Below are 26,488 nucleotides of genomic sequence, written 5' to 3'. Positions count from 1 at the left end.
GGATTCCGCACGAGAGGCGGCGATGGGGGCGGACGGTCTGGCCTCGAGCGCGGGAGGGCGTTTGCTGGGCGACAGGTCGGTCGCGAAGGCGTCGGAATCTAGGCGGCTGGCGCGCTTGGTCGGAGGCTTGGGCAGTGGCATGTGCGGGGGTGACGGGCTTGCGTGATGAGCCTGGGGCGATGCCGACCAGGGGTCATGCCCCGGGCCTGACGGGCGCTGGCGATGCCGGAGGTGTCGGCGGCATCGGTGGCCTCGAATTCGCTGGCGGACTCCAGAAGACAAAAAGCCGCACCGGGGCCGGTGCGGCTCGTCTTCGGGAGGTCATTCGCTGCGATCAGGCACAGGGGCATGCGACTGATTATGCACAACTCCCGGCCTGCGCCCATGACGGACGCAAGAAGATCGTCAGGCGCGGATCAGACACACATCCGGTGCGGATCCGCGGCAGATCAGGCGGCTTCCTTCTTGAGGGCCTTGACGGCCTTCAGGACTTCCTCGACGTGGCCGGCGACCTTCAGGCCGCGCCACTCTTCGCGCAGGATGCCCTGGGCGTCGATCAGGAAGGTCGAGCGCTCGATGCCCTTGACCTTCTTGCCGTACATGATCTTGTTCTTGACCACGCCGAACATGTGGCAGAGTTTCTCTTCCGTGTCGGCGATGAGCTCGAACGGCAGTTCCAGGTTCTGCTTGAACTTGTCGTGCGAGGCCATGTTGTCGCGGGAAACTCCCAGCACGACGGCGCCGGCCTTCACGAATTCCTTGTGATGATCGCGGAACTGCATCGCTTCGGTCGTGCAGCCCGGGGTGTTGTCCTTCGGATAGAAGTACAGCACCACGACCCGTCCCAGGAATTCCTTGGGAGTGAACTTCACGCCTCCCGTGGCAAGAGCTTCAATGTCCGGGAGGGGTTTGTTGAGCGCTGGCGTCATGTGGCGTTCTTCAGAGAGATGTGCCCGGGTGGGCATAGCCAGCGATTATACGTTGAATGGGTCGTTCCTCGCCCCCTCTGACATGGACGAGTCAGCAGCTCCCAGAGAGTGGGAGGCGGGCCGCTGCCGCGGCCCGATTCACGGGCGCCCGAGGGGCCGCGCTCAGGCCGCGTTCAGGCCGCGATCAGGCGTCGCCCATGACTCGCTCTCGACGCGCTTCTCGACTCGCTCACGACTCGATCAACAGGGCCGCCAGCACCGCGCGACCTTCGCTGGCCAGCACGTTGTACGTGCGGCAGGCGGCGCCGATGTCCATGGTCTCCATGCCGATGCGGGCCTGGATCAGCGCGCGATGCAGCGCGGGCCGGGCGAAGCGCAGTTTCGAGCCGCTGCCGAAGATCACCAGTTCCGGCTTGAGTTTCAGGATGCGCTCGAAATGGGCCTCGGTGAGGTCCTCGAAGCGGGTGACATCCCAGTTCTCCGGCTGACCTTGCCACGGCACCAGGACGCTGTGCGCCTGCTCGACGCCGTTGACCCAGACGTGGTTCAGGTCGTGGGCCGAAATCATGTTGCCGCCGAGCGGCTGGTCGGGTTGAAATTTCATTGAGGGTGATTCTGGCAGCGACGGAGGGTGTCTCCCCGCGGGCGTGGGATTACCCGCGATAACCCTGTGTTTAAATCGACAGCCCTGATTTTCCCCTGTGCGTTCCCTTTGCGGAACCCTCGGAAAGCTCCGCGGAGCTTCCCTTGAAACCTCGCCCGGAGTCATCTTGAGAACCGTCGCCAAGTCCAGCAAGCTTTCCAGCGTCAGTTACGACATCCGCGGGCCCGTGCTGGACAAGGCGCGGCAGATGGAGGAAGAGGGCCAGAAGATCATCAAGCTCAACATCGGCAACACGGCGGTGTTCGGGCTGACGCCGCCCGACGAGATCGTGCAGGACATGATCCGCAACCTGGCCGACGCCGGCGGCTACACCGACAGCAAGGGCCTCTTCGCGCCGCGCAAGGCGGTGGTGCACTACACGCAGGAGAAGGGCGTCCGCGGCGTCACGGTGGACGACGTCTACCTGGGCAACGGCGCTTCCGAGCTGATCCAGATGGCGATCAACGCGCTGGTCAACGACGGCGACGAGATCCTGATCCCGTCGCCCGACTTCCCGCTGTATACGGCGGTGGTCGGCCTGTCGGGCGGCCGGCCGGTCCACTACCTGTGCGACGAGGGCACCGGCTGGCTGCCGGACCTGCAGGACATCGAAGCCAAGATCACGCCGCGCACCCGCGGCATCATGGTCTGCAATCCCAACAACCCGACCGGCGCGCTGTATCCGGACGACGTGCTGCTGGGCATCATCGAGATCGCGCGCCGCCACGAGCTGATCGTCTTCGCCGACGAGATCTACGACAAGACGCTCTACGACGGCAACACCCACACCAGCATGGCCAGCCTGGCCGACGACGTGCTGTTCGTGACCTTCAACGGCCTGTCCAAGAACTACCGCAGCTGCGGCTACCGCGCCGGCTGGATGGTGGTGTCGGGCGAGAAGCGCCACGCCCGCGACTACATCGAGGGCCTGAACATGCTGGCCTCGCTGCGGCTGTGCGCCAACACGCCGGGCCAGCTCGCGATCCAGACGGCGCTGGGCGGCTACCAGAGCATCAAGGACCTGGTCGCGCCGACCGGCCGGCTCTGCCACCAGCGCGACCTCGCGTACGAGCTGCTGACGCAGATCCCCGGCGTGAGCGTCGTCAAGCCCAAGGCCGCGCTGTACATGTTCCCCCGCCTCGACCCCAAGATCTACCCGATCGAGGACGACCAGCAGTTCGCCTACGAACTGCTGGCCGAAGAGAAGGTGCTGATCGTCCAGGGGACGGGCTTCAACTGGCAGGCCCCCGATCATTTCCGGCTCGTGTTCCTGCCCAACACGGACGATCTCCGTGAAGCCATCGGCCGCATCGAGCGATTCCTGGCGCAATACCGCAAACGCCACGCACGCTGACCTCCCGACCTTCTGAAAGACAAGACGATGAACCCGATCAAAGTTGGCCTGCTGGGCATTGGCACCGTCGGCAGCGGCACCTTCCAGGTGCTGCGCCGCAATCAGGCGGAGATCCGCGGACGCGCAGGCCGCGGCATCGAGATCGCGATGGTGGCCGACCTGGACGTGGAACGCGCCCGCAGCATCGTCGGCGACGCCTGCACGGTGGTGTCCGACGCGCGTGAGGTGATCGCCAATCCGGAGATCGACATCGTCGTCGAGCTGATCGGCGGCTACGGCATCGCGCGCACGCTGGTGCTGGACGCGATCAAGGCCGGCAAGCACGTGGTGACGGCCAACAAGGCGCTGCTGGCGGTGCACGGCAGCGAGATCTTCGCCGCAGCGCGCGAGCAGGGCGTGATGGTCGCCTTCGAGGCGGCGGTGGCCGGCGGCATCCCCATCATCAAGGCGCTGCGCGAAGGCCTGACGGCCAACCGCATCGAGTGGATCGCCGGGATCATCAACGGCACGACCAACTTCATCCTTTCGGAGATGCGCTCCAAGGGGCTGGACTTCGCGACGGTGCTGAAGGAGGCGCAGCGGCTGGGCTACGCCGAGGCCGATCCGACCTTCGACATCGAGGGCGTGGACGCCGCGCACAAGGCGACGATCATGGGCGCCATCGCGTTCGGGATCCCGGTGCAGTTCGAGCAGGCGCATGTCGAGGGCATCACGGCGCTGCAGGCGACCGACATCAAGTACGCGGAGCAACTGGGCTATCGCATCAAGCTCCTGGGCATCGCGCGCAGAAGAGACAAGGGCATCGAGCTGCGCGTGCATCCGACGCTGATCCCGGCGGGGCGCCTGATCGCCAACGTCGAAGGCGCGATGAACGCGGTGCTGGTGCAGGCCGACGCGGTCGGCACGACGCTGTACTACGGCAAGGGTGCGGGCGCGGAGCCGACCGCCTCCGCGGTGATCGCCGACCTGGTCGATATCACGCGCCTGGCGACGGCCGATCCGGACCACCGCGTGCCGCACCTGGCCTTCCAGCCGGACGCGATGAACGACACGCCCATCCTGCCGATGGCGCAGGTGCAGACGGCGTTCTACCTGCGCCTGCGCGTGGCGGACCAGGCGGGCGTGCTGTCGAGCATCACGACCATCCTGGCCGAGCACGAGATCAGCATCGACGCGGTGCTGCAGCGCGAGTCGGCCGAAGGCGAAAGCCAGACCGACCTGATCATCCTGACGCACGACACCCGCGAAGGCCGCATGAGCGAGGCGCTGGCGAAGATGCAGGCGCTGCAGACGGTGCTGGCGCCTATCGTGAAGCTGCGCAAGGAAGAGCTGGCGTGAAGTACCTGAGCACCCGCGGCGACAAGACCGAGCGCCACTTCTGCGACATCCTGCTGGAGGGCCTTGCGCCCGATGGCGGTCTGTACCTGCCGGTCTTGTATCCGCAGATCGATACCGCCACGCTGGCGCGTTGGCGCGGTCTCTCGTACGCCGACCTGGCGTTCGAGATCCTGTCGCTCTACATCGACGACATCCCCGCCGCCGACCTGAAGGCGATCGCGCACCGGACCTACACCGAAGCGGTGTTCGGCACGCCGCAGATCACGCCGCTGAAGCCGCTGGAGCCAGGTCTTGCGCTGGTGGCCCTGTCCAACGGCCCGACGCTGGCGTTCAAGGACATGGCGATGCAGCTGCTCGGCCAGCTGTTCGAGTACGAACTCCAACGCCGCGGCGAGACGCTGAACATCCTGGGTGCGACCTCTGGCGACACCGGAAGCGCCGCCGAGTACGCGATGCGCGGCAAGGCCGGCATCCAGGTCTTCATGCTGAGCCCGCACGGCCGCATGAGCCCGTTCCAGCAGGCGCAGATGTTCAGCCTGCAGGACCCCAACATCCACAACATCGCCGTGCAGGGTGTGTTCGACGACTGCCAGGACATCGTCAAGGCGGTGTCCAACGACCTCGCGTTCAAGCGCGGCCACCGCATCGGCACCGTCAACTCGATCAACTGGGCGCGGCTGCTGGCGCAGGTCGTCTACTACTTCGCCGCCTACTTCCAGGCCACGAAGACTGATGGCGAGCGCGTGAGCTTCACCGTGCCGTCGGGCAATTTCGGCAATGTCTGCGCGGGCCATGTGGCGCGCAGCATGGGCTTGCCCATCGATCGCCTGGTCGTCGCGACCAACGAGAACGACGTGCTCGACGAATTCTTCCGCACCGGCGTCTACCGTCCGCGCGGCGCCGAGCACACGCTGGAGACCTCCAGCCCGTCGATGGACATCTCCAAGGCGAGCAACTTCGAGCGCTTCGTGTTCGATCTGCTGGACCGTGACGGCGACCGCGTGAAGCGGCTGTTCGGCGAGGAGCTGGCCTCGAAGGGCTTCTTCGAGATCACCGCCGAGGAACGCGCGCGCATCAGCGAGCGTTACGGCTTCGTCTCGGGCCGCAGCACGCATGAGGACCGCGTCGCGACCATCCGCCTGTGTCACCAGCAGTACGGCGTCGTCATCGACACGCACACGGCGGACGGCCTGAAGGTCGCGCTGGCCAATCGCGAGCTGGGCGTGCCCATGCTGGTGCTGGAAACGGCGCTGCCGGCCAAGTTCGCCGTCACCATCGAGGAAGCGCTCGGCATCGTGCCGCCGCGGCCGGCCGCGCTCGACGACCTCGAATCGCGTCCGAAGCGCGTGAGCGTGATGCCGGTCTCGGTGGATCAGGTCAAGCAGTTCATCGTCGATCATGTCTGACGCGAAGAACGCCCCGGGTGCGCCGCGCGCCCCGATGATGCCGATGGAGGAGGCGCTGGAGCGCCTGCTCTCGCAAGTCACGGCCTTGGGTCGGACCGAGTCCGTGACGACGCCGCTGGCGCGCGGCCGCGTGCTGGCGCAGGACCTGGCGTCGCCGCTGGATGTGCCGCCTTACGACAACAGCGCGATGGACGGCTACGCGATGCGCGCGGCCGACGTCGCAGCGCTGGGCGGCGAGGGCGCGGTGTTGCCGGTGTCGCAGCGCGTGCCGGCGGGATCGGTGCCCCAGCCGCTGCAGCCGGGCACGGCGGCGCGGATCTTCACCGGCGCGACGGTGCCGGAGGGCGCCGATTCGGTGCTGATGCAGGAGCAGTGCGAGGCCATCGCCGACGCCACAGGCGCGGCGGGCGGCCTCGGCCAGGTGCGCATCAACGGGCCGCTGACAGTCGGTCTCCACATCCGCCGACGCGGCGAAGACCTGCGCGTCGGGCAGCCGGTGCTGAGCGCCGGCATGCGCCTGAATGCGGCCTCGCTGGGCCTGGCCGCGACGGCCGGCGCAGCGGCGCTGACGGTGGCGGCGCGACCACGTGTCGCGCTGTTCTCGACGGGCGACGAGCTGGTGCTGCCGGGCCAGCCGCTCGGTCCCGGCCAGATCTACAACTCCAACCGCACGACGCTGCACGCGCTGCTGCTGGCGATGGGCTGCGAGGTGCGGGACCTGGGCATCGTGCCCGACTCGCTCGAAGCGACCCGCGCCGCGCTGCGCGAGGCGTCCAAGGATGCGGACCTGATCCTCAGTTCCGGCGGCGTGTCCGTCGGCGAGGAGGATCACCTGAAGCCCGCGCTCGAACACGAAGGCCGCCTGGACCTGTGGCAGATCGCGATCAAGCCGGGCAAGCCGCTGGCGTTCGGCGAAGTCACGAGCACCGGTGGTCGCACCTGGTTCATCGGGCTGCCGGGCAATCCGGTGTCGAGCTTCGTGACCTTCCTGCTGTTCGTGCGGCCGGTGCTGCTGCGGATGCAGGGCGCGACGCAGCTGACGCCGCGCTCTTTGCCTCTGCCGGCGGAGTTCACGTGGACGAAGGCCGACAAGCGCCGCGAGTTCCTGCGCGCGAAGCTGAGCGACGCGGGCGGGCTGCAGCTGTTCGGCAACCAGAGTTCGGGCGTGATGAGCTCTGCCGCGTGGGCCGACGGCCTGATCGATCTGCCGCCGGGCAGCACGGTGACGCCGGGTCAGGTCTTGCGCTTCATTCCGTTCAACGAGCTGTTCTGACCGCTGTTCTGACGAGTCGACCCGAGATGACGATCACCGTGCGCTACTTCGCCTCGCTGCGCGAGGCCCTGGGGACCGACGAACGCGTCCCGCACCATGCCGGCGCGACGCTGGGCTCGATCCGCGATGCGCTGATTGCCAGCGACGCGGCGCACGCCGAAGCGCTGGCGCGCGGCCGCGCGATCCGTTGCGCGCTGAACCAGCAGATCCTGCCCGAGGACACGGCCGTCGAGGACGGCGCGGAAGTGGCGTTCTTCCCGCCGGTCACCGGCGGTTGAGTCCGGCGTCCTTCCTCATTCCTTGAAATAGACCATCTGGTGCGTGCTGGCCAGCATCTGGCCGTCGTCGCTCCAGACTTCGGCGGTCTGGTCGAAGTAGCCGTTGCGGAAGTTGAGCGCCCTGGCCATCGCGAGCACGTGGCGGTCGCCCTGCTGCGCGAGCAGGACCGAGTCCGCATGGAAGTAGGTCGTCAGCGTCACGGTGCCGATCGCGCCGGGCTTGCGACGGCGCACGAAGATGCGCGGAAAGAAGCTGTCGCAGATCGCGGCGAGGGACGGGAAGTCCATCGGCCGCGCGGGCTCGTCGCGGACCCAGTAGCGGCTGATCGAATGCGGCTGCTCCTGGCCGTCGAACGGCCCCGGCCCGAAGCCGGGCAGGAAGCGCATGTCGTAGCGCGAGACCCAGGCGGGCAGGAAACCGACCTTCGGCAGCGGACTGAGTTCTGAGGCGGGCGGCACATCCGCGGGAAGCTCGGCTTCCTTCGCGGACCAGGTCTCGCGGCGCTGCGCGAAGACGGCGCTGCCGGTGGCGGCGACCTCGCCGTTCTGCGTGAGTTCCAGCACCCAATGCTGCGTCGACCGGTTCGTGCGGGCGGGGCGGGCCTCGACCTCGAAGGGGCCGTCGGCGAGCGGGCTGCAGAAGTTGATTGTCAGCGCGATCGGCTCGCCGATGCGCTCCGAATGCAGCAACGCGGCGTTGAGCATCGCCGCCCCGGTCGTGCCGCCGAAGGGGCCGACCATGTTGGCGTAGGCCGGATTCGTCGCGCCGGCAAAGCGGTGTCCGCCGGCGGGGGCGAGGAGGATGGCCTGGTCGAGGTCGTGCGGCATCGGAAGGATCCTTGAACGGCAAAGGTGGCCACATTCTGCGCAGGGAATGCGCTCACGGCTGTCACCTCAACGACCGAATCAGGCAGGCGGCGTCTGCGGAGCGTCCATTCGCTCCCCCAACAGACGGCCCCCTTCAGGACGAGACTTCCAAGCGCAATACGCCGCACTGACCGTCATCGAAGCTCCGCGAGAGGTCGACGTGATTGGACCCGTGTACGTGACGGAAGGCTTTCGCCGATGGATGAGCAAGCAGGTCTTGAGCGAGCGCGACTTGTGCCGCGCTGTGGCTGAAATGGCACGGGGATTGATCAGATGCAGATCTGGGTAGTGGACTGGTGAAGAAGCGGATCGCACGATCTGGGGCTGGCAAGCGAGGCGGGTATCGCGCGCTTGTCGCCAATCGCCGAGGCGGGCCGTGGTTCTTCATCAAGGGTTTTGCCAAGAGCGCGATGGATGACGTCGATCCGGAGACGCGTCTGTTCTGCGCGGAGGCGGCGCGTGATCTGAATGCCATGCCTGCGGCGAGTCTGTCTGAGGCTGTGGCCAATAAAGGGTTGAAGGAGTTGAACTGTGATGCGCAAGAGGAAGAATGAAACGATCCTGGAGCTGCTTCGTATGAGTCGAGAGCTCCGCGCGTGCGGCGCATTCGATGATGACGCGATCCGGAGGATCGAGCATGCGGGCATGCTGCCCCCGGAGCCGCTGACGCCGGAGGACTTCCGGGCGCTCTTGGAGCAGCCCTCGTGCAACGTCTACATGTTGGCTCGCATGCTCAACACGACGGCACGGCGTCTTCGTCGATGGGCGCAGGGACTGGGCAAGCCCACAGGTGCGGAACTCAGGCTGCTCCGCATGATGCGGGACCGGGGTGTCGACGCGGTGTTCCCGTGAAGCGACAGGGTGGCGCGGTCAGTGCGCCGCCTGATCAGCCGCCGTCATTCCGCGGCGGTCCCTTCGGCGGTACGCCGAACTCCCGGTCGTCCTTGCTGAACATCGGACCCGCCGGCGCTCGATGCGTGTGCGGCGGCGGCAGGTTGATGACCAGGGTCTGAGCCAGCACGTCCGAGAGCGTCCGGCGTTGCGGCGCGGTAGCGATACGGTGGTACTCGATGCTCATCAGGATGGCCCAGGCACCGAAGGTCCATTCGCCGGGGAGGTCGGATTCGACCAGCGCGAGCGGCATCGCGCGGACCATGGCGCGGTAGTACGCTTGGGCCGCTACCAGCCGTCCGCCGTCGCGGGTCATGACCGTCACCCCGGTCAGGTATCGACCGAAGGTCTGGTCGGCACGGTGTGCCACCATGCCGCCCTGATACAGCGCGTACACGATGGCGAAAACGTCCCAGCGCTGCAGGTCGCGTGCCGCCGCGGCCCCGAACACGACGACCATGGCAAAGATCAGCAGCGCGACGATCGCATCGACGAAGAACGCGGTATGGCGCTTGAACGGCGGCGCGATGAAGCCGTTGGCGGTGCTCATGAGCGGATCCGACGCTTGTCGAGGAGGCGCGCCGCGACGACTTCACCTTGCGTGAAGGCCTCTTCGAACACCGAGTATCCCGCCAGGTCCGCATGCGCGAAGTGGAGCCGACCTTGCGCGCGCTCGCGCAGCGCGGCCAGCGCCTGCGATCCGCGCAGTCCCGGATGCGGGATGCTCATCGCGTGTCCGTAACGCATGAGCTCGATGCGTTGCAGCCGCTCTGGCAGATCCGGATGCAGGGGCGCCATGTCCGCGAGCACGCGCGCGCTCCAGGCGCGCCAGTCATCCTGCAGCAGGTCCTTGCGCTGCGACTCGCGCAGTGAGCGGTAGGCCGTCAGCACCATCGGGCCGCGGCTGGGATCGAGGTCCTGCTGGTTCGCGTTGACGTAGCCCAGCGCCTCGCCGCCGTAGGCGACGTTGTCCCAGGACATCGGCACGCCGAGCCGCTCCAGCGGCGGCGCGTCCAGCAGCAGGTTGGCCACCAGCCACGGCGCGTAGCGCATGCCGGCGGCGGCCTCCGTCAACGCGGAGGGCGCCTGCTCCGGCAGCCGCGCCGCGATGAACAGCGGCATCGCCATCACGACCTGATCGGCCTCCCAGCGTTCCGCCACCTGGTCCTTGTCGTTCCAGACGAGCACCTGCACGCCGTGTCGTTCCTCGCGCACACGCAGGGCCGTGCGGCCGCCGTGGAAGGCGTCCGCCAGCGGCGCGGCCAGACGCTCCGACAACCAGCCGTTGCCTTGCGGCCAGGTCAGCACGGCCTCGCGTTCCTCGCCGCTCATGAAGCCGTGACGGCTGCCGAAGTAATGCAGCCCCGCCCATGCGGACACCTGCGTCGCATCGGCGCCGTAGTCGTCGCGGCAGCAATAGTCCAGGTACCAGCGCAGCGGCGCCGCGGTCAGCTGATGCTCGTCGAGCCACGCGGCGAAGGTCTTCGCATCGAGCGCCTGATGCGCCGGCGTCCACGCGTGATGCGTGCTCGGCATCGCGAAGCCGACCTCATGCCGCGCCTGGTCGACCAGCTCGCCGAAGCGGCGGTACTGCGCCTGCACGTCCGGCGACTCCGCCGGCGGCAGCAGGCCGTCGACCCACTGGTCCTGCCACCACAGCCGCTCCTGCGGGCTGTGACAGAGCCAGCGCTCCTCGTAGACGGTCTTGCCGTGCTCCTGACGTGCGAGGCCGAGGTCCTCCAGCAGCGCCCGCACCTCGACGGCCTCAGGCCCCGGCGTGGGCAGGTAGTGCGCGCCGAGCGGGCAGCGCAGGCCCTCTCCGAGCGCAGGCCCCGCGCCGATGCGATGGCCGCGGCTGTTGCCGCCGGGGCGGTCCTCGAGGTCCAGCAGCGCGACATCGACGCCCTGCAAGCGCAACCGACGCGCACAGGCCAAGCCCGCGATCCCCGCGCCGAGCACCAGGACCTGCGCGCGCTTCGGCGCGCCGGTCGCGGCCGACCAGACGGGCAGGGCACCGCGCAGCCGATGGCCGCGTTCCCAGTTCGCACCGGTCCAGCCGCCGGGAAGCTCAGCGAGGCGCTCCGCCAATCGGTCGGCGAGCGGCCGCGCCTCGCGCCCGCATGCGGACAGCATCGGCACCAGCGACGTCGCGAGCGAGGCCGTCAGCGTGCGCGTGAGCAGGTCGCGGCGCTTCAATGCAGCTTGCCCCATTCGCGCTCGAACTCGTGCACGAGCACCTGGTTGGAGAGCCGGTTCACTTCGAGGTGCTCTGGCCGCGCCATGTCCGGCGGGAAGCTCATCAGCGCCGGCATGCCGTCAATGCTCAGGAAGCGCAGCCCGTCCGGCAGCTTGCGCGGCACCGACCAGGGCCGGCGGCTCGCCAGCACGAAGCCCCATTCGCCGAAGCTCGGCACATGCGCGTGGTACGGCGTCGCGGTGAGGCCGACCGACTCCACCGTGTTGACGACGGTCCAGAACGCGCGCGGCGCCACCAGCGGCGAGGTCGACTGGATCACCGCATACCCGGACGCGCTCAAGTGCTGGTCGACCATCTTGTAGAGGCTGGCCGTGTACAGCTTGCCGAGCGCGAAATTGCTCGGATCGGGGAAGTCGATGACGATGACGTCGAAGATCTCGTCGGTCGTCTCCAGCCAGCCGAAGGCGTCCGTGTTGACGATGTGCAGCTTCGGGCTCAGCAGCGCGTCCTTGTTCAGCCCCTTGAGCAGCGGCATCGTCGAGAACAGTGTCGTCATGTGCGGGTCCAGCTCGACCAGCGTGATCTGCTCGACGGACGGATAACGCAGGATCTCGCGCACGGCCATGCCGTCGCCGCCGCCCAGCACCAGCACCTTGCGCGGCGCGCCCTGCGCGGCCATCGCGGGGTGCACGAGGGCCTCGTGATAGCGGTACTCGTCGCGCGAGTGGAACTGCAGGTTGCCGTTGAGGAACAGCCGTGTGCCCGCCGCGCCTTGCGTGACGACGATGCGCTGGTAGTTGCTGCTTTCCTTGAAGACGATCTGTTCGCCGTAGAAGCGGTCCTCGGCCCAGGTGCTGAGGCGGTCGGCGCCGGCCATCGCCGCGGCGAGGATCCCGATCGACACCGCGCAGGTCACCGCGTGCGACCGCCAGCTGCGCAGCTCCGCGCGGAACAGCCACAGCGCCCACACCGCGACGGCGATGTTCAGCAGCCCGAAGAACAGGCCGGTGCGCACCAGTCCGAGGTTGGGCACCAGCAGCAGCGGGAAGGCGACGGCGACCAGCAGCGCGCCGAGGTAGTCGAAGGTCAGCACCTGCGACACCAGTTCCTTAAGCGCATAGCGCTGGCGGAAGTGGCGCTTGAGGATGCGCATCACCAGCGGGATCTCCAGGCCCACCAGGGTGCCGACGAGCAGCACCAGCCCGTACAGCAGCACGCGGAAGCCGGCCACCTGCGACGGCGGCAGCAGGCTGTGCGCGGTGAAGAGGGCGGCGGGCATCAGGCCGCCGATGACGCCGACCAGCAGCTCCAGGCGCAGGAAATGCGCGACCAGTTGCCGGTCGATGTAGCGCGACAGCCAGGAGCCCACGCCCATCGCGAAGAGGTAGGCGCCGATGATGGTCGAGAACTGCAGGACGGAGTCGCCGAGCAGGTAGCTCGCGAGCGCGCCGGCGGCCAGTTCGTAGACCAGCCCGCAGGCGGCGATGACGAAGACGCTGGCCAGCAGCAGGACCTCGGGCAGCGAGGCACGCGCGGGGGCGTCGTCGAGGGTGGGCTCTTGAGACATGGGGCGCGAGGCTATCACGCGCGCGAGGGCGGATCAGGCCGCGAGCCGGTGCTCGAAGAAAGGCCGCTCGCGGTCGTCGAGCAGGCGCTGCATGGCGTCCAGATCGCCTTGCGGATCCAGCCACGCGTCCAGGTTGGATTCCTTGATCGGGATCACGCAGCGATCGTGCCCGGTGGCCGCGATCTCGGGCGGCGGCTCGTCGGTGATGGCGGCGAAGGACAGGAGCGGCAACTCGCCGGATGATTCCGGCGACTCCCAGCGCGACCACAGGCAGGCCACCAGCATGTCGCCCAGCCCCTGCGGGCGGAACTCGAGCACCGTTTTGGCGCCGTCGTGCTCGACGTTCTCGAAGAACGCGTCGGCGACCATCACGCCGTGGCTCACGCCGAACTGGCCCTCCCAGAAGCCGGAGAGGCTGTCGCGCCGCGCGCTGTAGGTGCCGGGGTATTTGGTGTCGAAGAAGGCGGGCTTGCCGGCGGGGCGGCACTGGTAGCGCATCGGCTTGAGCACGCGCTCGCCGTGCTCCATGACGAGCACGGGCACGTACCAGCCGGGATAGATGCGGGAATCCTGCTCCTCGGTCGGGATATCGCGGCGCAGGTCGCCGAGCCAGCGCAAGCGCTGCTCGATCTTGTTCATGGCGATGCGACGGCCGTCCTCGGCGGACTGGGTTGGCTTGCCGGCAAGCTTGCGTTCGGCATCGGCGACGCGGCGGCGCAGATCGAAGAGCTCCTGCTCGATCTCCCCGGCCCGCGTCTCGCGGTAGGGGAGGATGGCGTCCCGGGCGCGATGCTCCTCGTCCGTGCGAGGGTCCGAGAACATCGCCTCCATCGTCTTGGGGATCGGCAGCTTGCGACCTTCGGCGCGCTCCCAGAAGAGCTCGATGTAATCGGCCAGCGAGATCTTCACGCCCAGGCGGGCGCAGAAGGTCTTCCACTCCTGACGGATGCGGGCGCTGTAGCACATGGCGGCCATGCTAGCGCCGGGGCGCTGCGGGCTGTCTCCCTCAATCGCGGGCTGCCAGCTTTCAGCGAAACGCCTTCGCTGCCAGACGGCCTTCCGGCGCCAGGAACGGCGCGGCCTGTTCCCAGGGAACCGTCACGTCGCGCATGCAGGGGCTGTAGACATACGCCCCTGCGGCAACCCTGAAGACGAGCCCTCCGCGCGTGGGGTGCATCAGCCTCCCGCTCGCGGCGACCTTGTCGAGGCACTCGGTCTCGCCGTCCTCGACGGAGAGATAACGTCCGATCAGGAGTCGGCCCAGCAAGGACGTCAGATCGATGTCCTTGCGATAGGCCGGCATCAGCCACTGGGCCGCGTCGACCTGCTTGCCGCTGGCCAGGTCGTAGACGGTGGCGTGGTTGCCGGATATCGGATGCGCGCCGCCGCAATACTGTTCGTGGCTGGTCATGACCACGACGTAGCGCTCGTTCCACGCTGCGGGCCAGTGGTTCCAGCCGTATTCGTAGCCATGCTGGAGTCCGCGACGCATGCGCCCTTCGCCGACGCAGTCGAGCGCTTCGCCCATGGCCTCTTTCGCCTCCCGCCACAGCTGCGCGTTGATGCCCGCGATGCCGGGCTCGTCCCCCCACAGCGAGATCGTCGACACGGACGGGATGCCCGAGACCTCCTGCTCGTCGTAGACATGGCCTTCGAAGTCGTTCGTGGTTTCCTCGTCGACTCTCAGATCGCGCAGGTGCTCGGCGTGGTACCCGTCCATGTCCGAAGCCGGGCGTGCCGACACGGGCAGCGCGCGTCGGCGATCTGGCGAACGCCAGGTGCCCGTGAGCCGGTCGCCCTGGCAGTCCAGCTGGATGTTGCCGGTGACGCGGCCCGCCTCATCGGACTCTTCCCAGACGGTCGGATCGGCCTTGCCCGCACGCAGATAGAGCTCCTTCAGGGAACGGCGGTAGTAGTAGCGCGCCGGCGCCGGCCGCCTGTCGTCCTCCGGATCGCCGAAGGTCAGCGAGATCGGAGCGGCGCCTATCGTCCCCGTCCACGAGCTGCGGTCGCACGCCGCGCGAGCGGGCGTGCTCAACGAGAGCAGGGCCAGCAGCGACAGCAGCGACACGAGCGAGGGCGCGGCGGATCTCATCCTGGGCATCTCCGGCTCAGGAAGGACGCGCCGGCGCGTCGACGGTGAACATGACCCACTCCGGCCGCATGTTGATGCGGATCGGATAGATGCTGACGCCGAGGCCGCTGGTGATGTAGACCGGCTTGCCGCCGACGTCGACCCAGCCGTGGGTCTTGTCCTTGGGCCAGCCGTGCGGCGCGACGACGGAGCCGACGAAGGGGATCCAGACCTGACCCCCGTGCGTGTGCGCGGCCACGGCAAGGCCTGGCACCGGCGGAAGCCCGCGCGCGCTGGCCGGGTCATGCATGAGCGTGAGCGCCTGGGCGCCGGCGGGCAACTGGCGCGCCGCGCGGACCGGGTCGCTGTGCATCGACGTCCTGTCGCCGATGCCCAGCACCCACACGTCGGTGCCGGGCAGCGGCACGGCCTCGTTGAGCAGCACCCGGATGCCGGCCGCACCCAGCGCCTGATTGAACCGCGCACCATCGGTCCACCAGTCGTGGTTGCCCAGTACCGCGTACACGCCGCGCGTGGCGCGCAGCCGGCCGAGCACGGCGGCCACGTCTTCCGGCGTCGTGCCGTCCTCGCCCCGGCCGGAGATGAAGTCGCCCGGCAACAGCACGACGTCGGGCTTGGCGGCGTTGATCTCGTCGACGATGGCGTTGGCGCGTGCGATGGTCATGACGCGCTTGAACTCGTGCGCGATGTGCCAGTCGGAGGCGACCACCACTTTCAGTCCCGGCGGACCGCGCCAGCCGGGCACCTCGACGGGGAGGTCGCGCCGGGCCACCCAGCGGGGCTCGATCAACAGGCCCCAGACCGCCAGCAAGGCGAGGGCGAGCAGCAGGAAGAGCAGGAACTTGAAGAGCTTGCGGAGCGCGGACAGCAGCATCGAAGGGCGTGGAGGAAGGGCGTGGAGGAAGGGCGTGAAGGATAGGCGTGGAGGATAGGCGTGGAGAGATGGCGCGGATCGAAGCGGTTCGGGCTAAGCTCTCCGCCCATGAGCCCCACCAAGTTTCTCATTGAGTCCTGGCGTCTGCTGATCGCGGTGGCGATGGGCGTTGCCTCGATGGCGGTCTTGGCCGCCCCGGCCGAGCCTGTCGTGGAGTCGCAGGCCGCTACGGCCTCTGGACGCTCGGCAGCGGAAACGCCCGCTGCGCAGACGCTCGCCTGGACCTTGCCCTGGTGGCGACCGCGCCACGAGGCCAAGCTCGCCGAGATCCGCGCGATGCGCGAGGCGGGCAAGTCCCCGCAGCTCGTGTTCATCGGCGATTCGATCACGCAGGGCTGGGAGGCGGCCGGGCAGGCAGTGTGGGCGGAGCAGTTCGTCCGCTACGACGCGCTCAACCTGGGCTTCAGCGCAGACAAGACCGATCAGGTGCTGTGGCGCCTGCAGCAGGGCGAGATCGACGGCATCGCGCCGAAGGTGGCCGTGCTCATGATCGGCACCAACAACACCGGCGACCGTAAGGACGACCCGGCCGTCACTGCGGCCGGCGTGCGCCGCGTGATCGACGAGATCCGGCTGCGCCTGCCCTCGACCAGGATCCTGCTGCTGGCGATCTTCCCGCGCGGCGCCAGGCCGGACGACGCGATGCGCGCGGTCAACACGCAGATCAACGCGCGGATCAGGGCGTTCGCGGATGGCCGCAACGTCCACTTCCTCGACATCGGCGCCTCGCTGACGAATGCCGACGGATCCGTCTCACCAGAGGTGATGCCGGACCAGCTGCATCTCAGCGAGAAGGGCTATCGCCAATGGGCGCAGGCCATGCAGCCGACCTTGAACCGCCTCATGGAAGCGCCGCGCTGATCACGCGTTCCCGTTCCGACGCAGGTCCGGCACGCCGGATCAGGGCAAGGGCGCAACGGCCGCCTTGTCGGGGAAGGACTTGGAGACGTAGGGCTGGCCCAGGTCCCAGCGCGACTGCCAGTGCGCCAGGTATTGCCTGACGACCTCGGGCGCGTTGCGGATCACGACGACGTTCTCGGAATTGAGCGTCTCCGCGGACGGCGCGAAGTTGAACGAGCCCGTCTCCACCGTGTGGCCGTCCACGATGATCGTCTTGTCGTGGTGGATGTGGAAATGGTCGTTGGTGCGCAGCTCCACGCCATGGCCCGTCACGAAGTCCATGGCCTTCTTGCTGGGCTTGTTCTGGTTGCGCTTCTTGTCCACGACCACCTGCACCTGCACGCCGCGCTGCTTGGCGTCGACCAGTGCCTGCATGATGTCCGGCGCCTGGAAGGCATAGGCCAGGATCTGGATGCGCTCCTTGGCGCCGACGATGGTCTCCAGCACGAGCCGCCGCGCCGAACCTTCCGGTGAGAAACCGACCTGGATCTCGGGTTCCGCTTGGGCAGCGAAGGAGATGCTCAGCAGGGCTGCGAGCGCGAAGCATCGGATCGGGGTCAAAGGCGTTTCTCCCGTCTTGCAACATTGGCCTGCCCGGAGGGACTCGAACCCCCGACCTGCTGCTTAGAAGGCAGCTGCTCTATCCAGTTGAGCTACGGGCAGACTGAAATCAGTCAGTTGACTGCCCGGCGTCCGGAAACGACGTCGGGCCCTTGGAAGGCGTTCCCACGCCTCCGAAGGGCCCGAATTGTGCCACGCGATCCGCCGTCAACGGCAGCCGTGGAACGGTTCGAAGTCGATCCTTGTCCGATCGACTGTCGATAAGCTCAAACTCAGATCAGCACGTTGACGATCGCGTTGCCGATGCCCATCAGCGCCGCGCCCGAGATCAGGCCCGCGCAGATCGGCTCGCAGCCGTCCACCCAGCGCTTCCAGCCCTTGGTGCCCGGCGTCTTGTAGAGCTTGCCCATGACGAAGAACATCATGGCGCCCACCCACATCGCGAAGGTCGACTCCGGCGGCAGCACCACGCCCAGGCCGATCGCCACCGACGACAGCGGGAACTTGCCCTTGGTCGCCATCTTGATCACCTCGATCACCACCGCGCAGATCGCCGCGATCGCCATCGTGATCAGCGCCGACGCCGGCAGGCTGTGCAGCCCGTTGGCGATGATCTCCGCCACGCCGCGCCATTGCACCGCGGCCGGCATCGAGAACTGGTCGGAGATGATGGTCGCGGTCGAGCGCACGCCCTCGGCGTTCTTCGGCACGAACAGCAGGAAGAACAGCGGCACGCAGAAGAGCACGCCCGCCACCACGCCGATGATGTGGCCGATCGCCTGGTGACGCGGCTTGCCGCCCAGCATGTAGCCTGGCTTGATGTCGCTCAGCAGGTTGGCCGCGTTCGACGCAATCTCCGCCGTCATCCCCGCCGGCACCAGGTTGGATGCCGGGTTGGACCGGTCGATCGCGCCCATCGTGAACTGCGTGATCTTGGACAGCGCGCCGGTGGGCGTCCACGAGGTCAGCGCCATCGAGTTCGTGCAGATCACCGTCAGCACGAAGATCAGCGGCAGCGAGATCAGCGCCATCAGGAAGGGCACGCCGAAGAACGCGTGCGAGGTCCACGCCGCCAGCACGCCGAAGACCGGAACGCCGACGTAGGAGATCCACAGCGGCACTTCGATGTGGTTCAGCAGGTCGCTGCCGTCGCTCTTGCCCGCGGGCTTCTTCTTGAAGACCTTGAACACCGCCAGGAACAGGTCGGGCTTGGCCAGCAGCGTGGTCAGCGAGCCGGCGACCATCATCGCCACGCCCCACCACATCGACCACTGGTTGACGATCTCCACGCGCGAGATCGGGATCAGCGCGCCGGTCGGGCCCACGCGCTGCACGATGTCGCCGGCCTGGATCATGATCGGCGCCAGCACCACGAAGTTGACGAAGGCGCCCAGCAGGCAGCTCGTCGCCACCGCGATGCCCATCAGGCCGCCGACGCCCAGCATCGCCGCGTCCAGCGTCAGGCGCAGGCCCAGCGCGCGGATGTCGGTGCCCAGGATCTTGGGGATCCAGATCTCGGCCTTCACCGCCAGGCCGTAGTAGTACTGGTCCAGCCGCTCGTGGAAGGTCCAGGGCTCGGTCATGCCGGCCCACTGGTCCATGCGCAGGATCTTGAACTGCAGCAGCTTCATCCAGCCGTCGCTCACGATGGCCTGGTACAGCGCGGCGCCGCCGGCGACCTTGGCCAGCAGCTTGGCCTTGTAGATGCCTTCGCCGCCCTCGCCGGTGTACAGCGAGTCCAGCACCACGCCGCAGGCGCGGCCCTCAGGGAAGGGGAGCTGGTCCTCGTTGATGAAGCGCCGCTTCATCGGGAAGGCCACCAGCACGCCCAGGACCGCGATGACGATCATCCAGACCATCATCTGCCACCACGGCACGATGTGGTCCACCACCAGCATGTAGGCCGCCAGCGACGAGAACAGCGGCGACACCACGTAGCCCGCGGCCGTCGCGATCGACTGGGTGCAGTTGTTCTCCAGGATCGTGTAGTCCGCGGCCCAGCCCAGCGTCGCGAAGATGCGGAACATCGCGAAGGCCAGGATCACCGAGGTCAGGCCGACGCCCACGCTGATGCCGGTCTTGCCGCCGATGTACAGCGAGGTCGCCGCCAGGATGCCGCCCAGCATGAAGCCGGTGAAGCCGGAGCGCAGCGAGAGCTGCGCCATGTCGCCGCGAAAGACGTTCTTGAACCACCACTCGTCCTTCTGCGCGCGCGACCAGGTCTGCACCTGCTCGTCGGTCAAATGCTGTAGCGCCATGCTGTGCTCGATCTTTCCGGGTTCGTTCCCGTTGCCGCGCCGGCTCCCGGCTCGTGACCAGGAGAACAGGAAAAGGCGCCGTTTTGAAACAAAAAAACAGCGCGCATTGTCTCTGCCTGACATCGTGCTGACATGCTCGTGCGCATGGGGTTTCCACCTATCGGCGCTTGCCGGCACTTGCCTATCGCCCCTAAGGGTGGGCTGTCGCGCGCGCGCCTCGCCACAGGGGGCGTTTCGACGCCCGGCGCCCCGGTCGCGCCGAGTTCTTCACACCGTCGAGGTACTGCTGATCAGACCTGCCCCCGCATTCCGGTGCTGTGGGCGCACGAAACCGCATTCAGCGCCTAGCATGCGAACTTCCTGCCCTGCTTCCGGAGCCGTTGTTGACGCTGATGTGGGTTCTCCTGGGCGTCCTGCTGGGCGTCGCGCTGACCCTGGTCCTGCTGATGGCGGCCCAGGGGCGCTTCGGTCGCGTCGGTCGCCGGCGCCAGCGGGATCGGCTCACCGGCCTGCTGCTGTCGCGTCGCTTCGAGGATGAGTTCGCCGCCACGCTGGACGCGCTCCAGCGCCGTGGCGGGCAGGGCAGCCTGCTGTACATCGGCCTGGACGGCTTCCGCCTCGTCAACGACGAGCACGGCAAGGAGTTCGGCGACCACGTGCTGGTGCGCACCGCCGAACGCCTGCGGCAGATCGGCGGCAAGAAGGCCCTCGTCGGCCGGCTCGCCGGGGACGAATTCGCGCTCTGGAGCGAGCTTCCGCAGGGGCAGACCGATGCCCTCGTGCGCCAGGTCCTCGACAGCCTGGGCGAGCCGGTCGTGATCGGCGCGACGCCGTTGCGCGCGGGCTTGTCGGTGGGGGTGGCGATGTCTCCCGAACACGGCAGTTCGATCCGGCTGATCCGGCGCGCGCAGACGGCGATGCGCTCGGTGAAGCGCCTGGGCGGCAACGGCCACGCGTTCTTCGATGCGGTGCAGGAAGAAGAACTGCGCGAGGAACTGACGCTGGCGCGCGAGCTGCGCGAGTCGATCAAGAACAAGGAACTGGAGCTGGTGTACCAGCCGAAGATGAACGCGGCGACCCTGCAGGTCACCGCGGTCGAGGCGCTGCTGCGCTGGCGGCATCCGACGCTGGGCATGGTGAGCCCCACGCGTTTCATCCCGATCGCGGAGCGCTACGGCGTGATCGACGCGATCGGCGACTGGGTCGCCGACACGGCGCTCACCCAGGCCGCGCGCTGGCGCGAGATGGGCCTGCGCATGCGCGTGGCGATCAACGTGTCCGGCTACCAGATGCGGTCGGACGAATTCATCGTCCGGCTGGAGAAGGGCCTGAAGAAGCACCGCCTGCGGCCCGAGCGCTTCACCGTCGAGATCACCGAATCCGTCGCGATGGAACACGCCACCGTGACCGGACGCGCGTTCAAGCGCTTGGGCGCGCTGGGCGTGCACGTGTCCATCGACGACTTCGGCACCGGCTATTCAAGCCTGGCCTCGCTGCGCCAGCTGCCGGCGCAGGAACTCAAGATCGACAGCAGCTTCGTCGCCGACGTGGCGACCAGCGTCGAGGCGCAGGCCATCGTGCGGGCCATCATCGAGATGGCGCGTGTGCTGCAGCTGAAGGTCGTCGCCGAAGGCGTGGAGACGCCGGCGCAACGCGACCAGCTCGTCGCGATGGGCTGCGACGAGCTGCAGGGCTACCTGTTCGCGAAGCCGATGTCCGCCTTCGCGATCGAGGTGCTGGCCTCGGACTCGGGCAAGGCGGTGAGCGGCCACGCCGAGGGCTTCCGGCCGTCGATCTTCGTGGAGACGGCGGCCGTGCCGCTGGACGTCGTCGCTCGGCGCTGAGTCGCGCGTTCGGCGGTCTTCAGTCCTGACCCTCAGTCCCGGACCTCAGCCCTGTTGAGGCTGGTAACGCTCCAGCCAGTGCGCATACGGCGCGGGCAGCACCCAGGTCGGCTTGTCCTTCTTCAGCGCCTGCGCGGCCTGGTAGGGCCAATGCGGGTTGGCCAGCAGCGCGCGGCCGATCATGACCAGGTCCAGGTGACCGTCGGCCACGGCGCGTTCAGCCAGTTCCGGCGTGTGGAAACCCCAGGCGGCCGCCACCGGCAGACCGGCTTCGCTGCGCACGCGCTGCGCGATCGGACCGAGGAAGGCCGGACCCCATGGCACCTGCGCTTCCGGCGTCGTGAAGCCGACGCTGACGTTCAGCAGATCGAGACCCTCGGCCTTCATCGCGCGGGTCAGGCCGATGGCTTCGGCCAGCGTCTGTTCGTCGCGGCCGTCGTACTCGATCACACCGAAACGCGCCGTCAGCGGCAGATGTTCGGGCCAGACCTTGCGCACGGCGCGCAGCGTTTCCAGCAGGAAGCGGCCGCGGTTCTCGGCGCTGCCGCCGAACTCGTCGTCGCGCTGGTTGGCGTGGACGGAGAAGAAGCTCTGCGCCAGGTAGCCGTGCGCGAAGTGCAGTTCCAGCCAGCGGAAGCCGGCGTCGCGGGCGCGTTGAGCCGCGGCGACGAAATCGGCCTGGACGCGGGCGATGTCGGTCTTGTCCATGGCCTTGGGCACCTGCGGCAGGCCCTTGCCGTAAGGCACGGCGGACGGCGACAGCGTGGCCCAGCCGCGCGGATCGCCGGCGGCGATGTGGTCGTCGCCTTCCCAGGGCTTGTGGGCGCTGGCCTTGCGGCCGGCGTGACCGATCTGGATGCCGGGGACCGCGCCGAAGGAAGTGATGGCGGCGGCGATGCGCGCAAGCCCCGCGGCCTGCTCGTCGTTCCACAGGCCCAGGCAGGCCGGCGTGATGCGGCCCTCGGGCGCGACGCCGGTGGCCTCGACGATCACCAGTCCCGCGCCGCCGCGCGCCAGGCCGGCGTAGTGCGTCAGGTGCCAGTCGTTGACCAGGCCGTCGGTGGCGCTGTACTGGCACATCGGCGGCACGGCGATGCGGTTGCGCAAGACGACGTCCTTGAGGGTGAACGGGGAGAACAAGCTGGACATGGAGACTTTGGCCCTTGGGGCGGGGAAGCAGGGAAAGACCTGCGGAGGCGGCAGTCTAGGAATTGCGATCCATAATGAAAAGCGATGCGGCCTTATTGCCGCGATAAGACCTGCTTATGCTGAATCCCCAATGGCTGCGGAGCTTCGCCACCCTGGCGCGCCTGGGCAGCTTCACGCGCGCCGCCGAGGCGCTGGACCTGACCCAGGCGGCGGTCAGCCAGCACGTGCGGCATCTGGAGGCGTCGCTGGGGCCCTTGCTGATCCGCCGCCCGCGCGCGATTGAACTGACCCCTGCCGGTCTCGCGACGCTGGACTACTGGCGCGAACTGGACGAGGCCGACCAGCGCCTGCGCGGCCGGCTTGCCGACGAAGACGCCTGCCAGGGCGAAGTCGGCATGATCACGCCGGGCGGCATCGGGCTGTTCGTGTATCCGCATCTGCTGGACCTGCAGGCGCAGCGTCCCGGGCTGGTGGTGCGGCATCGCTTCGCGCCCGATCCCGACGTGCTGCAGGCGGTGCTGGACAACCGCTATGAGCTGGGCCTGGTGACGCTGAGACCGGACGACGCGCGGCTCTCGAGCTGCGCCTTCCTGGAGGAGCCGCTGGAGCTCGTGCTGCCGGCGGCTGAGAAATGCGCGCAATGGGACGACCTGCGTCGTATCGGCTTCATCGATCACCCCGACGGGCAGGCGATGGCCAACCGTCTGCTCAGCCGGCATTTCCCCGGCTCGCCGGGCGTGCGCGATCTGCCGGTGCGCGGCTTCAGCAATCAGATCGGCCTGCTGCTCGAGCCGGTGGCGCGTGGTCTGGGATTCACCGTCCTGACGCAGCACGCTCGTCGCGCGTTTCCTCGTCAGGACGAGATCCGGGTGCTCGATTGCGGCTCGCCGGTGGTGGACACGCTGTGGCTGATCCATCGCGCGGAATGGCCGCTGTCGGCACGCGCGCAGCACGTGGTGGAACACCTGCGCAAGACCGTCGGCGCGATGGCGCCGAAGCTGGCGGCGCCGAAGCGCGTGGCGGCGAAGTAGGGCAGGTCGCGCGAAGCTTCGTCGCCGAGCCGCGCGCCAAAAGGAGAAGCCGCAAGGAGCAGAACTCCTTGCGGCTTCACGTGATGGTTGGTCGGGGCGGCGGGATTCGAACTCGCGACCCTCTGCTCCCAAAGCAGATGCGCTACCAGGCTGCGCTACGCCCCGACTGAGCCTTGCATTCTAGCCTGGAAATTCAGGTCCCCTCTGAAGAACGATGAACGTTCTTCTTGACTCCCGCTTTGGAGGGAGTTCGCGACCTCAGCCCGACAGCTTCTGCGCGAACAACCAGCCCAGCTCCGCCATCGGCTTCGCGCCTGCGCCGGCCTCGCGGGCCTGCTGGCTTGAGGCCGTGCCGTCCTCGACGCGTTTGGCGATGCCCTGCAGGATCGCGCAGATCCGGAAGAGGTTGTAGGCGAGGTAGAAGTTCCAGTCCTTCATCACCGTCGCCGCGTCGCCGCGACCGGTGCGCTCGCAATAGCGGCGCACGTAGTCGAGCTCGCTCGGGATGCCCAGCGGCGCCAGGTCCACGCCGCCCAGGCCGCGCGCCGCGCCGCTCTTGCGGATGTGCCACGACATGCAGTGGTAGCTGAAGTCCGCCAGCGGATGTCCCAGCGTCGACAGCTCCCAGTCCAGCACCGCCAGCACGCGCGGTTCGGTCGGGTGGAAGACGAGGTTGTCCAGCCGGTAGTCGCCGTGCACGATCGCGACCTCGCGCTCGTCGCGCGCCGACTCGGGGATGTGCGCCGGCAGCCATTCGATCAGCCGGTCCATCGCCTCGTTCGGGCCGGTGATCGTCGCCTGGTACTGCTTGCTCCAGCGGCCGATCTGGCGCTCGAAGTAGTTGCCCGGCTTGCCGTAGGCCTCCAGCCCCAGCGCGCGGAAGTCCACCCGGTGCAGCGCGGCGATGACGCGATTCATCTCCTCGTAGATCGCCGTGCGTTCCGCGTTGGACGCACCGGGCAGCGTCTGGTCCCACAAGACCCGACCCTGGATGAACTCCATGACGTAGAAGGCGCGGCCGACGATGGCTTCGTCCTCGCACAGCGCCAGCATGCGCGGCACCGGCACGTCGGTGCCGGCGAGGGCGCGCATCACCGTGAACTCGCGCTCGATCGCGTGCGCCGACGGCAGCAGCTTGGCCACCGGCGCCGGCTTGGCGCGCATCACGTAGGTCGCGCCCGGCGTGATCAGCTTGTAGGTGGGATTCGACTGGCCGCCCTTGAACTGCTCGATGGTCAGCGGGCCTGCGAAGCCGTCGATCTCGCGCGCCAGCCAGGCGGCGAGCGCCTCGGCATCCATCGATTGCGAAGGGGCGCGGGTGCCGGTGAAAGCGTCGTCCACAAGGTCTCCTGGAGTTGTCGTGATTCGTGATCCGAGCGCTCCGGAGACCATGTCGACCGCTTCGAGGCGGCCGACCTTCCCGGAACGCTCAGCGGTTGGCGATGGCCAACAGCTTTTCCTTGCTCAGCACCACCAGCCGGGTCGGCTCCACGCGCACCGCGCCTTCGCGCTCGAAGCCCTTGAGCTCCTGGTTCACGCGCTGGCGCGACGCGCCCAGCAGCTGCGCCAGGTCTTCCTGCGCCAGCTGCAGGCCGATGCGCACCTCCTCGCCCTGCGACACGCCGTAGCTGCGCGCCAGCAGCAGGATCTGCTTGGCCAGCCGCGAGGCCAGGGGTCGGGTGTTGAGGTCCTCTACCTGGTCGAACATCAGCCGCAGCCGCCGGCAGTTCAAGCGCAGCAGCGCCTCGTAGAGCTCGGTGTGGCGCTGCAGCAGGTCCCGGAAATCCGGCTTGCGGATCACCAGCAGCGTGGTCTCGCCATGGGCGCTGGCGTCGTGCGTGCGCGGCAGGCCGTCGAAGAGGGCGATGTCGCCGAACCAGATGCCCGGTTCGACGTAGGTCAGCGTGACCTGCTTGCCCGACAACGAGACCGAACTCACCCGCACCGCGCCCTTGGCCACGCCGATCCATTCCTCGGCCGGTTCGCCGCGCACCGACATCAGCGCGCCGTCGGAGAGACGTCTCACGGTGGCGCGCGCCAGAATGTCGCTGCGCAGCGGCAGTGACAGCTTGGAAAACCACGGCCCCGTCTCGATGTTGTTGCGTTCCGAAATTGTAAGAACCGAGCTGTTCATGCTTTGTCGCTGGCGTGACAAGCCAGCCGTCTCCTGAATTGTGGGGATGGGCCGCGTGGGCCGCGGCTCCTTCGGGGGTATTTCCGGCTTATTGTGAGGGACCCGCGGCGTGCCCGCGGGCGCCTCGACCCTGCGCGCATGATGCGTGGGCGATGCGCATCCGGGGGGAAGGAAGGGCGCTTTTCCGGGTTTGTCCCTGTAAGTGCCGTGCTAGAGTGAAACGCACACCAACAGCAACAACAGCGGGAATGGATCGAGATCTTCACGACCCGCGCGGCGCACTGCCGCCGCACAGCGTTCTCGTGCTTGCCATCCTCTTGATGTCGGCACCGGCCTGGAGCCTTGGTGTCGGCCGCCCCCAGGCGGCATCGTCATTGGGCCAGCCCCTGAACCTGTTGTTCCCCGTCCAGCTCAACCCCGGCGAGACCGTGACGCCCGAGTGCGTGCGCGCGGAAGTCAGCGCCGGCGAGAACCCGCTGGCCACCTCGGGGCTGCATTGGCAGGTGGAAGGCGACGGCTCGCGTGTCACCGGCGTGCGGCTGCGCAGCATGCAGCGCATCGACGAGCCCATCGTCTCGGTGCAGCTCAGCGTGGGCTGCCCCGCGCGGCTGACGCGCCAGTACACCGCATTCATCGACCCGCCCGGGCTGAACGGCGAAACGATGGTCGATCCCGGCCCGCCGGCCGCGGCGACCGTGTCGCCCGCGCTGCAGGCCTTGCAGGAGAGCCAGCCGGCGCGACCGTCCGAATCGGCCTCTGCCCGTTCGTCGACGCCGCGTGCCGGCAATGAGCTGGCGATCGCCGCGGCGGCGACGCCCGGCGCTTCGGCCGCCGAGCGT

Annotated in this window: 25 protein-coding genes and 2 tRNA genes; 11 read left to right on the top strand and 16 right to left on the bottom strand. The window is 68.1% G+C overall.

All coding sequences use genetic code 11. The features are described 5' to 3' along the window. Window positions 1-449: 449 nt before the first annotated feature. Window positions 450-929: a peroxiredoxin gene (locus VF536_RS15275; RefSeq protein WP_067270239.1), complete on the bottom strand. Its 480-nt coding sequence runs from the start codon at window positions 927-929 to the stop codon at window positions 450-452. A 229-nt stretch (window positions 930-1,158) separates the two neighbouring features. Continuing rightward, on the bottom strand, window positions 1,159-1,533 hold the full coding sequence (locus tag VF536_RS15270; protein ID WP_331615716.1) for an Mth938-like domain-containing protein: 375 nt from the start codon (window positions 1,531-1,533) through the stop codon (window positions 1,159-1,161). A gap of 166 nt (window positions 1,534-1,699) precedes the next feature. Here VF536_RS15270 and VF536_RS15265 point away from each other — a divergent pair, with 166 nt between their 5' ends. The 5 genes from VF536_RS15265 to VF536_RS15245 are packed head-to-tail and all read left to right on the top strand — an operon-like array spanning window position 1,700 to window position 7,221. After that, window positions 1,700-2,926, top strand: a complete 1,227-nt coding sequence (locus VF536_RS15265; protein WP_331615715.1) for a pyridoxal phosphate-dependent aminotransferase — start codon at window positions 1,700-1,702, stop codon at window positions 2,924-2,926. Window positions 2,927-2,953: 27 nt separating this feature from the next. Next, on the top strand, window positions 2,954-4,264 hold the full coding sequence (locus VF536_RS15260; RefSeq protein ID WP_331615714.1) for a homoserine dehydrogenase: 1,311 nt from the start codon (window positions 2,954-2,956) through the stop codon (window positions 4,262-4,264). Then, window positions 4,261-5,670 (top strand): threonine synthase, encoded by a 1,410-nt coding sequence (gene thrC, locus VF536_RS15255; protein ID WP_331615713.1) that lies wholly within the window; start codon window positions 4,261-4,263, stop codon window positions 5,668-5,670. Before VF536_RS15260 ends, thrC begins: the two co-directional genes overlap by 4 nt. Then, complete coding sequence (glp, locus tag VF536_RS15250; protein WP_331615712.1) at window positions 5,663-6,943, top strand: gephyrin-like molybdotransferase Glp; 1,281 nt, start codon at window positions 5,663-5,665, stop codon at window positions 6,941-6,943. The genes thrC and glp overlap by 8 nt, the downstream gene beginning before the upstream one ends. Window positions 6,944-6,969: 26 nt before the next feature. Beyond that, window positions 6,970-7,221: a MoaD/ThiS family protein gene (locus tag VF536_RS15245; protein WP_331615711.1), complete on the top strand. Its 252-nt coding sequence runs from the start codon at window positions 6,970-6,972 to the stop codon at window positions 7,219-7,221. A gap of 15 nt (window positions 7,222-7,236) precedes the next feature. Here the strand turns inward: VF536_RS15245 and VF536_RS15240 are convergent, their stop codons facing one another. Continuing rightward, window positions 7,237-8,049 carry a thioesterase family protein gene (locus VF536_RS15240; RefSeq protein ID WP_331615710.1) on the bottom strand — a complete coding sequence of 271 codons (813 nt, stop codon included), beginning with the start codon at window positions 8,047-8,049 and terminating at the stop codon, window positions 7,237-7,239. A gap of 320 nt (window positions 8,050-8,369) precedes the next feature. On the opposite strand from VF536_RS15240, the gene VF536_RS15235 reads away from it, so the two are divergent. Continuing rightward, complete coding sequence (locus VF536_RS15235) at window positions 8,370-8,642, top strand: type II toxin-antitoxin system RelE/ParE family toxin (RefSeq protein ID WP_331615720.1); 273 nt, start codon at window positions 8,370-8,372, stop codon at window positions 8,640-8,642. Then, entirely contained in the window at window positions 8,623-8,940 is a 318-nt protein-coding gene (locus VF536_RS15230) for a hypothetical protein (protein WP_331615708.1), read from the top strand. Before VF536_RS15235 ends, VF536_RS15230 begins: the two co-directional genes overlap by 20 nt. A 34-nt stretch (window positions 8,941-8,974) precedes the next feature. Here VF536_RS15230 and VF536_RS15225 read toward each other — a convergent pair whose 3' ends face one another. From VF536_RS15225 to VF536_RS15200, 6 genes are all read right to left on the bottom strand, one after another. Then, complete coding sequence (locus tag VF536_RS15225) at window positions 8,975-9,529, bottom strand: RDD family protein (protein ID WP_331615707.1); 555 nt, start codon at window positions 9,527-9,529, stop codon at window positions 8,975-8,977. Beyond that, entirely contained in the window at window positions 9,526-11,190 is a 1,665-nt protein-coding gene (locus VF536_RS15220) for a flavin monoamine oxidase family protein (protein WP_331615706.1), read from the bottom strand. Before VF536_RS15220 ends, VF536_RS15225 begins: the two co-directional genes overlap by 4 nt. Continuing rightward, window positions 11,172-12,743: a polyamine aminopropyltransferase gene (locus VF536_RS15215; RefSeq protein ID WP_331615705.1), complete on the bottom strand. Its 1,572-nt coding sequence runs from the start codon at window positions 12,741-12,743 to the stop codon at window positions 11,172-11,174. The genes VF536_RS15220 and VF536_RS15215 overlap by 19 nt, the downstream gene beginning before the upstream one ends. A 33-nt stretch (window positions 12,744-12,776) precedes the next feature. Beyond that, a complete protein-coding gene (locus VF536_RS15210) occupies window positions 12,777-13,709 on the bottom strand; it encodes an SOS response-associated peptidase family protein (protein ID WP_331615719.1) in 933 nt (310 codons plus the stop codon). A gap of 61 nt (window positions 13,710-13,770) precedes the next feature. Beyond that, window positions 13,771-14,838, bottom strand: a complete 1,068-nt coding sequence (locus VF536_RS15205) for a hypothetical protein (protein WP_331615704.1) — start codon at window positions 14,836-14,838, stop codon at window positions 13,771-13,773. Between the two features lie 16 nt (window positions 14,839-14,854). Beyond that, the gene (locus tag VF536_RS15200; RefSeq protein WP_331615703.1) at window positions 14,855-15,712 is read right to left on the bottom strand and encodes a metallophosphoesterase; all 858 of its coding nucleotides are present in this window, start codon (window positions 15,710-15,712) and stop codon (window positions 14,855-14,857) included. Window positions 15,713-15,820: 108 nt separating this feature from the next. On the opposite strand from VF536_RS15200, the gene VF536_RS15195 reads away from it, so the two are divergent. Further along, window positions 15,821-16,633, top strand: a complete 813-nt coding sequence (locus VF536_RS15195) for a platelet-activating factor acetylhydrolase IB subunit (RefSeq protein WP_331615702.1) — start codon at window positions 15,821-15,823, stop codon at window positions 16,631-16,633. A gap of 39 nt (window positions 16,634-16,672) precedes the next feature. On the opposite strand, the gene VF536_RS15190 is transcribed toward VF536_RS15195, so the two are convergent. The 3 genes from VF536_RS15190 to VF536_RS15180 form a co-directional block, all read right to left on the bottom strand. Next, entirely contained in the window at window positions 16,673-17,233 is a 561-nt protein-coding gene (locus VF536_RS15190; protein ID WP_331615701.1) for a phospholipase D family protein, read from the bottom strand. A gap of 25 nt (window positions 17,234-17,258) precedes the next feature. Further along, window positions 17,259-17,335 (bottom strand) — tRNA-Arg (locus VF536_RS15185). Window positions 17,336-17,505: 170 nt separating this feature from the next. Beyond that, window positions 17,506-19,491, bottom strand: coding sequence for an OPT family oligopeptide transporter (locus VF536_RS15180; protein ID WP_331615700.1), 1,986 nt, complete (start codon window positions 19,489-19,491; stop codon window positions 17,506-17,508). Between the two features lie 392 nt (window positions 19,492-19,883). Here VF536_RS15180 and VF536_RS15175 point away from each other — a divergent pair, with 392 nt between their 5' ends. Continuing rightward, window positions 19,884-21,335 (top strand): bifunctional diguanylate cyclase/phosphodiesterase, encoded by a 1,452-nt coding sequence (locus tag VF536_RS15175; RefSeq protein WP_331615718.1) that lies wholly within the window; start codon window positions 19,884-19,886, stop codon window positions 21,333-21,335. A 45-nt stretch (window positions 21,336-21,380) separates the two neighbouring features. Here VF536_RS15175 and VF536_RS15170 read toward each other — a convergent pair whose 3' ends face one another. Next, a complete protein-coding gene (locus VF536_RS15170; protein ID WP_331615699.1) occupies window positions 21,381-22,484 on the bottom strand; it encodes an NADH:flavin oxidoreductase/NADH oxidase in 1,104 nt (367 codons plus the stop codon). 116 nt (window positions 22,485-22,600) lie between these two features. On the opposite strand from VF536_RS15170, the gene VF536_RS15165 reads away from it, so the two are divergent. Further along, window positions 22,601-23,515 carry a LysR family transcriptional regulator gene (locus VF536_RS15165; RefSeq protein ID WP_331615698.1) on the top strand — a complete coding sequence of 305 codons (915 nt, stop codon included), beginning with the start codon at window positions 22,601-22,603 and terminating at the stop codon, window positions 23,513-23,515. An 88-nt stretch (window positions 23,516-23,603) separates the two neighbouring features. Here VF536_RS15165 and VF536_RS15160 read toward each other — a convergent pair. The 3 genes from VF536_RS15160 to VF536_RS15150 form a co-directional block, all read right to left on the bottom strand. Next, window positions 23,604-23,680 (bottom strand) — tRNA-Pro (locus VF536_RS15160). A gap of 93 nt (window positions 23,681-23,773) precedes the next feature. Beyond that, complete coding sequence (locus VF536_RS15155) at window positions 23,774-24,814, bottom strand: phosphotransferase (protein ID WP_331615717.1); 1,041 nt, start codon at window positions 24,812-24,814, stop codon at window positions 23,774-23,776. A 130-nt stretch (window positions 24,815-24,944) separates the two neighbouring features. Next, window positions 24,945-25,649, bottom strand: coding sequence for a Crp/Fnr family transcriptional regulator (locus tag VF536_RS15150; RefSeq protein WP_297524157.1), 705 nt, complete (start codon window positions 25,647-25,649; stop codon window positions 24,945-24,947). Window positions 25,650-25,951: 302 nt separating this feature from the next. Here VF536_RS15150 and VF536_RS15145 point away from each other — a divergent pair. After that, window positions 25,952-26,488, top strand: a 537-nt coding sequence (locus VF536_RS15145) for a type IV pilus assembly protein FimV (protein WP_414710384.1), incomplete at its 3' end; no start/stop codon positions are given.

This window comes from Roseateles sp. (assembly GCF_036486225.1).
GTDB lineage: Bacteria > Pseudomonadota > Gammaproteobacteria > Burkholderiales > Burkholderiaceae_C > Roseateles.
This window is presented reverse-complemented; position numbering and strand designations above follow the sequence as displayed.

Excerpts from the sequence above, each read along its gene's own strand:
- VF536_RS15175 (WP_331615718.1), top strand. The coding sequence starts at position 19,884 with ATGTGGGTTCTCCTGGGCGTCCTGCTGGGCGTCGCGCTGACCCTGGTC.
- VF536_RS15170 (WP_331615699.1), bottom strand. The coding sequence starts at position 22,484 with ATGTCCAGCTTGTTCTCCCCGTTCACCCTCAAGGACGTCGTCTTGCGC.
- VF536_RS15215 (WP_331615705.1), bottom strand. The coding sequence starts at position 12,743 with ATGTCTCAAGAGCCCACCCTCGACGACGCCCCCGCGCGTGCCTCGCTG.
- VF536_RS15245 (WP_331615711.1), top strand. The coding sequence starts at position 6,970 with ATGACGATCACCGTGCGCTACTTCGCCTCGCTGCGCGAGGCCCTGGGG.
- VF536_RS15260 (WP_331615714.1), top strand. The coding sequence starts at position 2,954 with ATGAACCCGATCAAAGTTGGCCTGCTGGGCATTGGCACCGTCGGCAGC.
- glp (WP_331615712.1), top strand. The coding sequence starts at position 5,663 with ATGTCTGACGCGAAGAACGCCCCGGGTGCGCCGCGCGCCCCGATGATG.
- VF536_RS15230 (WP_331615708.1), top strand. The coding sequence starts at position 8,623 with ATGCGCAAGAGGAAGAATGAAACGATCCTGGAGCTGCTTCGTATGAGT.
- VF536_RS15200 (WP_331615703.1), bottom strand. The coding sequence starts at position 15,712 with ATGCTGCTGTCCGCGCTCCGCAAGCTCTTCAAGTTCCTGCTCTTCCTG.
- VF536_RS15165 (WP_331615698.1), top strand. The coding sequence starts at position 22,601 with ATGCTGAATCCCCAATGGCTGCGGAGCTTCGCCACCCTGGCGCGCCTG.
- VF536_RS15220 (WP_331615706.1), bottom strand. The coding sequence starts at position 11,190 with ATGGGGCAAGCTGCATTGAAGCGCCGCGACCTGCTCACGCGCACGCTG.
- VF536_RS15275 (WP_067270239.1), bottom strand. The coding sequence starts at position 929 with ATGACGCCAGCGCTCAACAAACCCCTCCCGGACATTGAAGCTCTTGCC.
- VF536_RS15210 (WP_331615719.1), bottom strand. The coding sequence starts at position 13,709 with ATGTGCTACAGCGCCCGCATCCGTCAGGAGTGGAAGACCTTCTGCGCC.
- VF536_RS15270 (WP_331615716.1), bottom strand. The coding sequence starts at position 1,533 with ATGAAATTTCAACCCGACCAGCCGCTCGGCGGCAACATGATTTCGGCC.
- VF536_RS15205 (WP_331615704.1), bottom strand. The coding sequence starts at position 14,838 with ATGAGATCCGCCGCGCCCTCGCTCGTGTCGCTGCTGTCGCTGCTGGCC.
- VF536_RS15180 (WP_331615700.1), bottom strand. The coding sequence starts at position 19,491 with ATGGCGCTACAGCATTTGACCGACGAGCAGGTGCAGACCTGGTCGCGC.
- VF536_RS15225 (WP_331615707.1), bottom strand. The coding sequence starts at position 9,529 with ATGAGCACCGCCAACGGCTTCATCGCGCCGCCGTTCAAGCGCCATACC.
- VF536_RS15155 (WP_331615717.1), bottom strand. The coding sequence starts at position 24,814 with ATGGATGCCGAGGCGCTCGCCGCCTGGCTGGCGCGCGAGATCGACGGC.
- VF536_RS15195 (WP_331615702.1), top strand. The coding sequence starts at position 15,821 with ATGAGCCCCACCAAGTTTCTCATTGAGTCCTGGCGTCTGCTGATCGCG.
- VF536_RS15240 (WP_331615710.1), bottom strand. The coding sequence starts at position 8,049 with ATGCCGCACGACCTCGACCAGGCCATCCTCCTCGCCCCCGCCGGCGGA.
- VF536_RS15150 (WP_297524157.1), bottom strand. The coding sequence starts at position 25,649 with ATGAACAGCTCGGTTCTTACAATTTCGGAACGCAACAACATCGAGACG.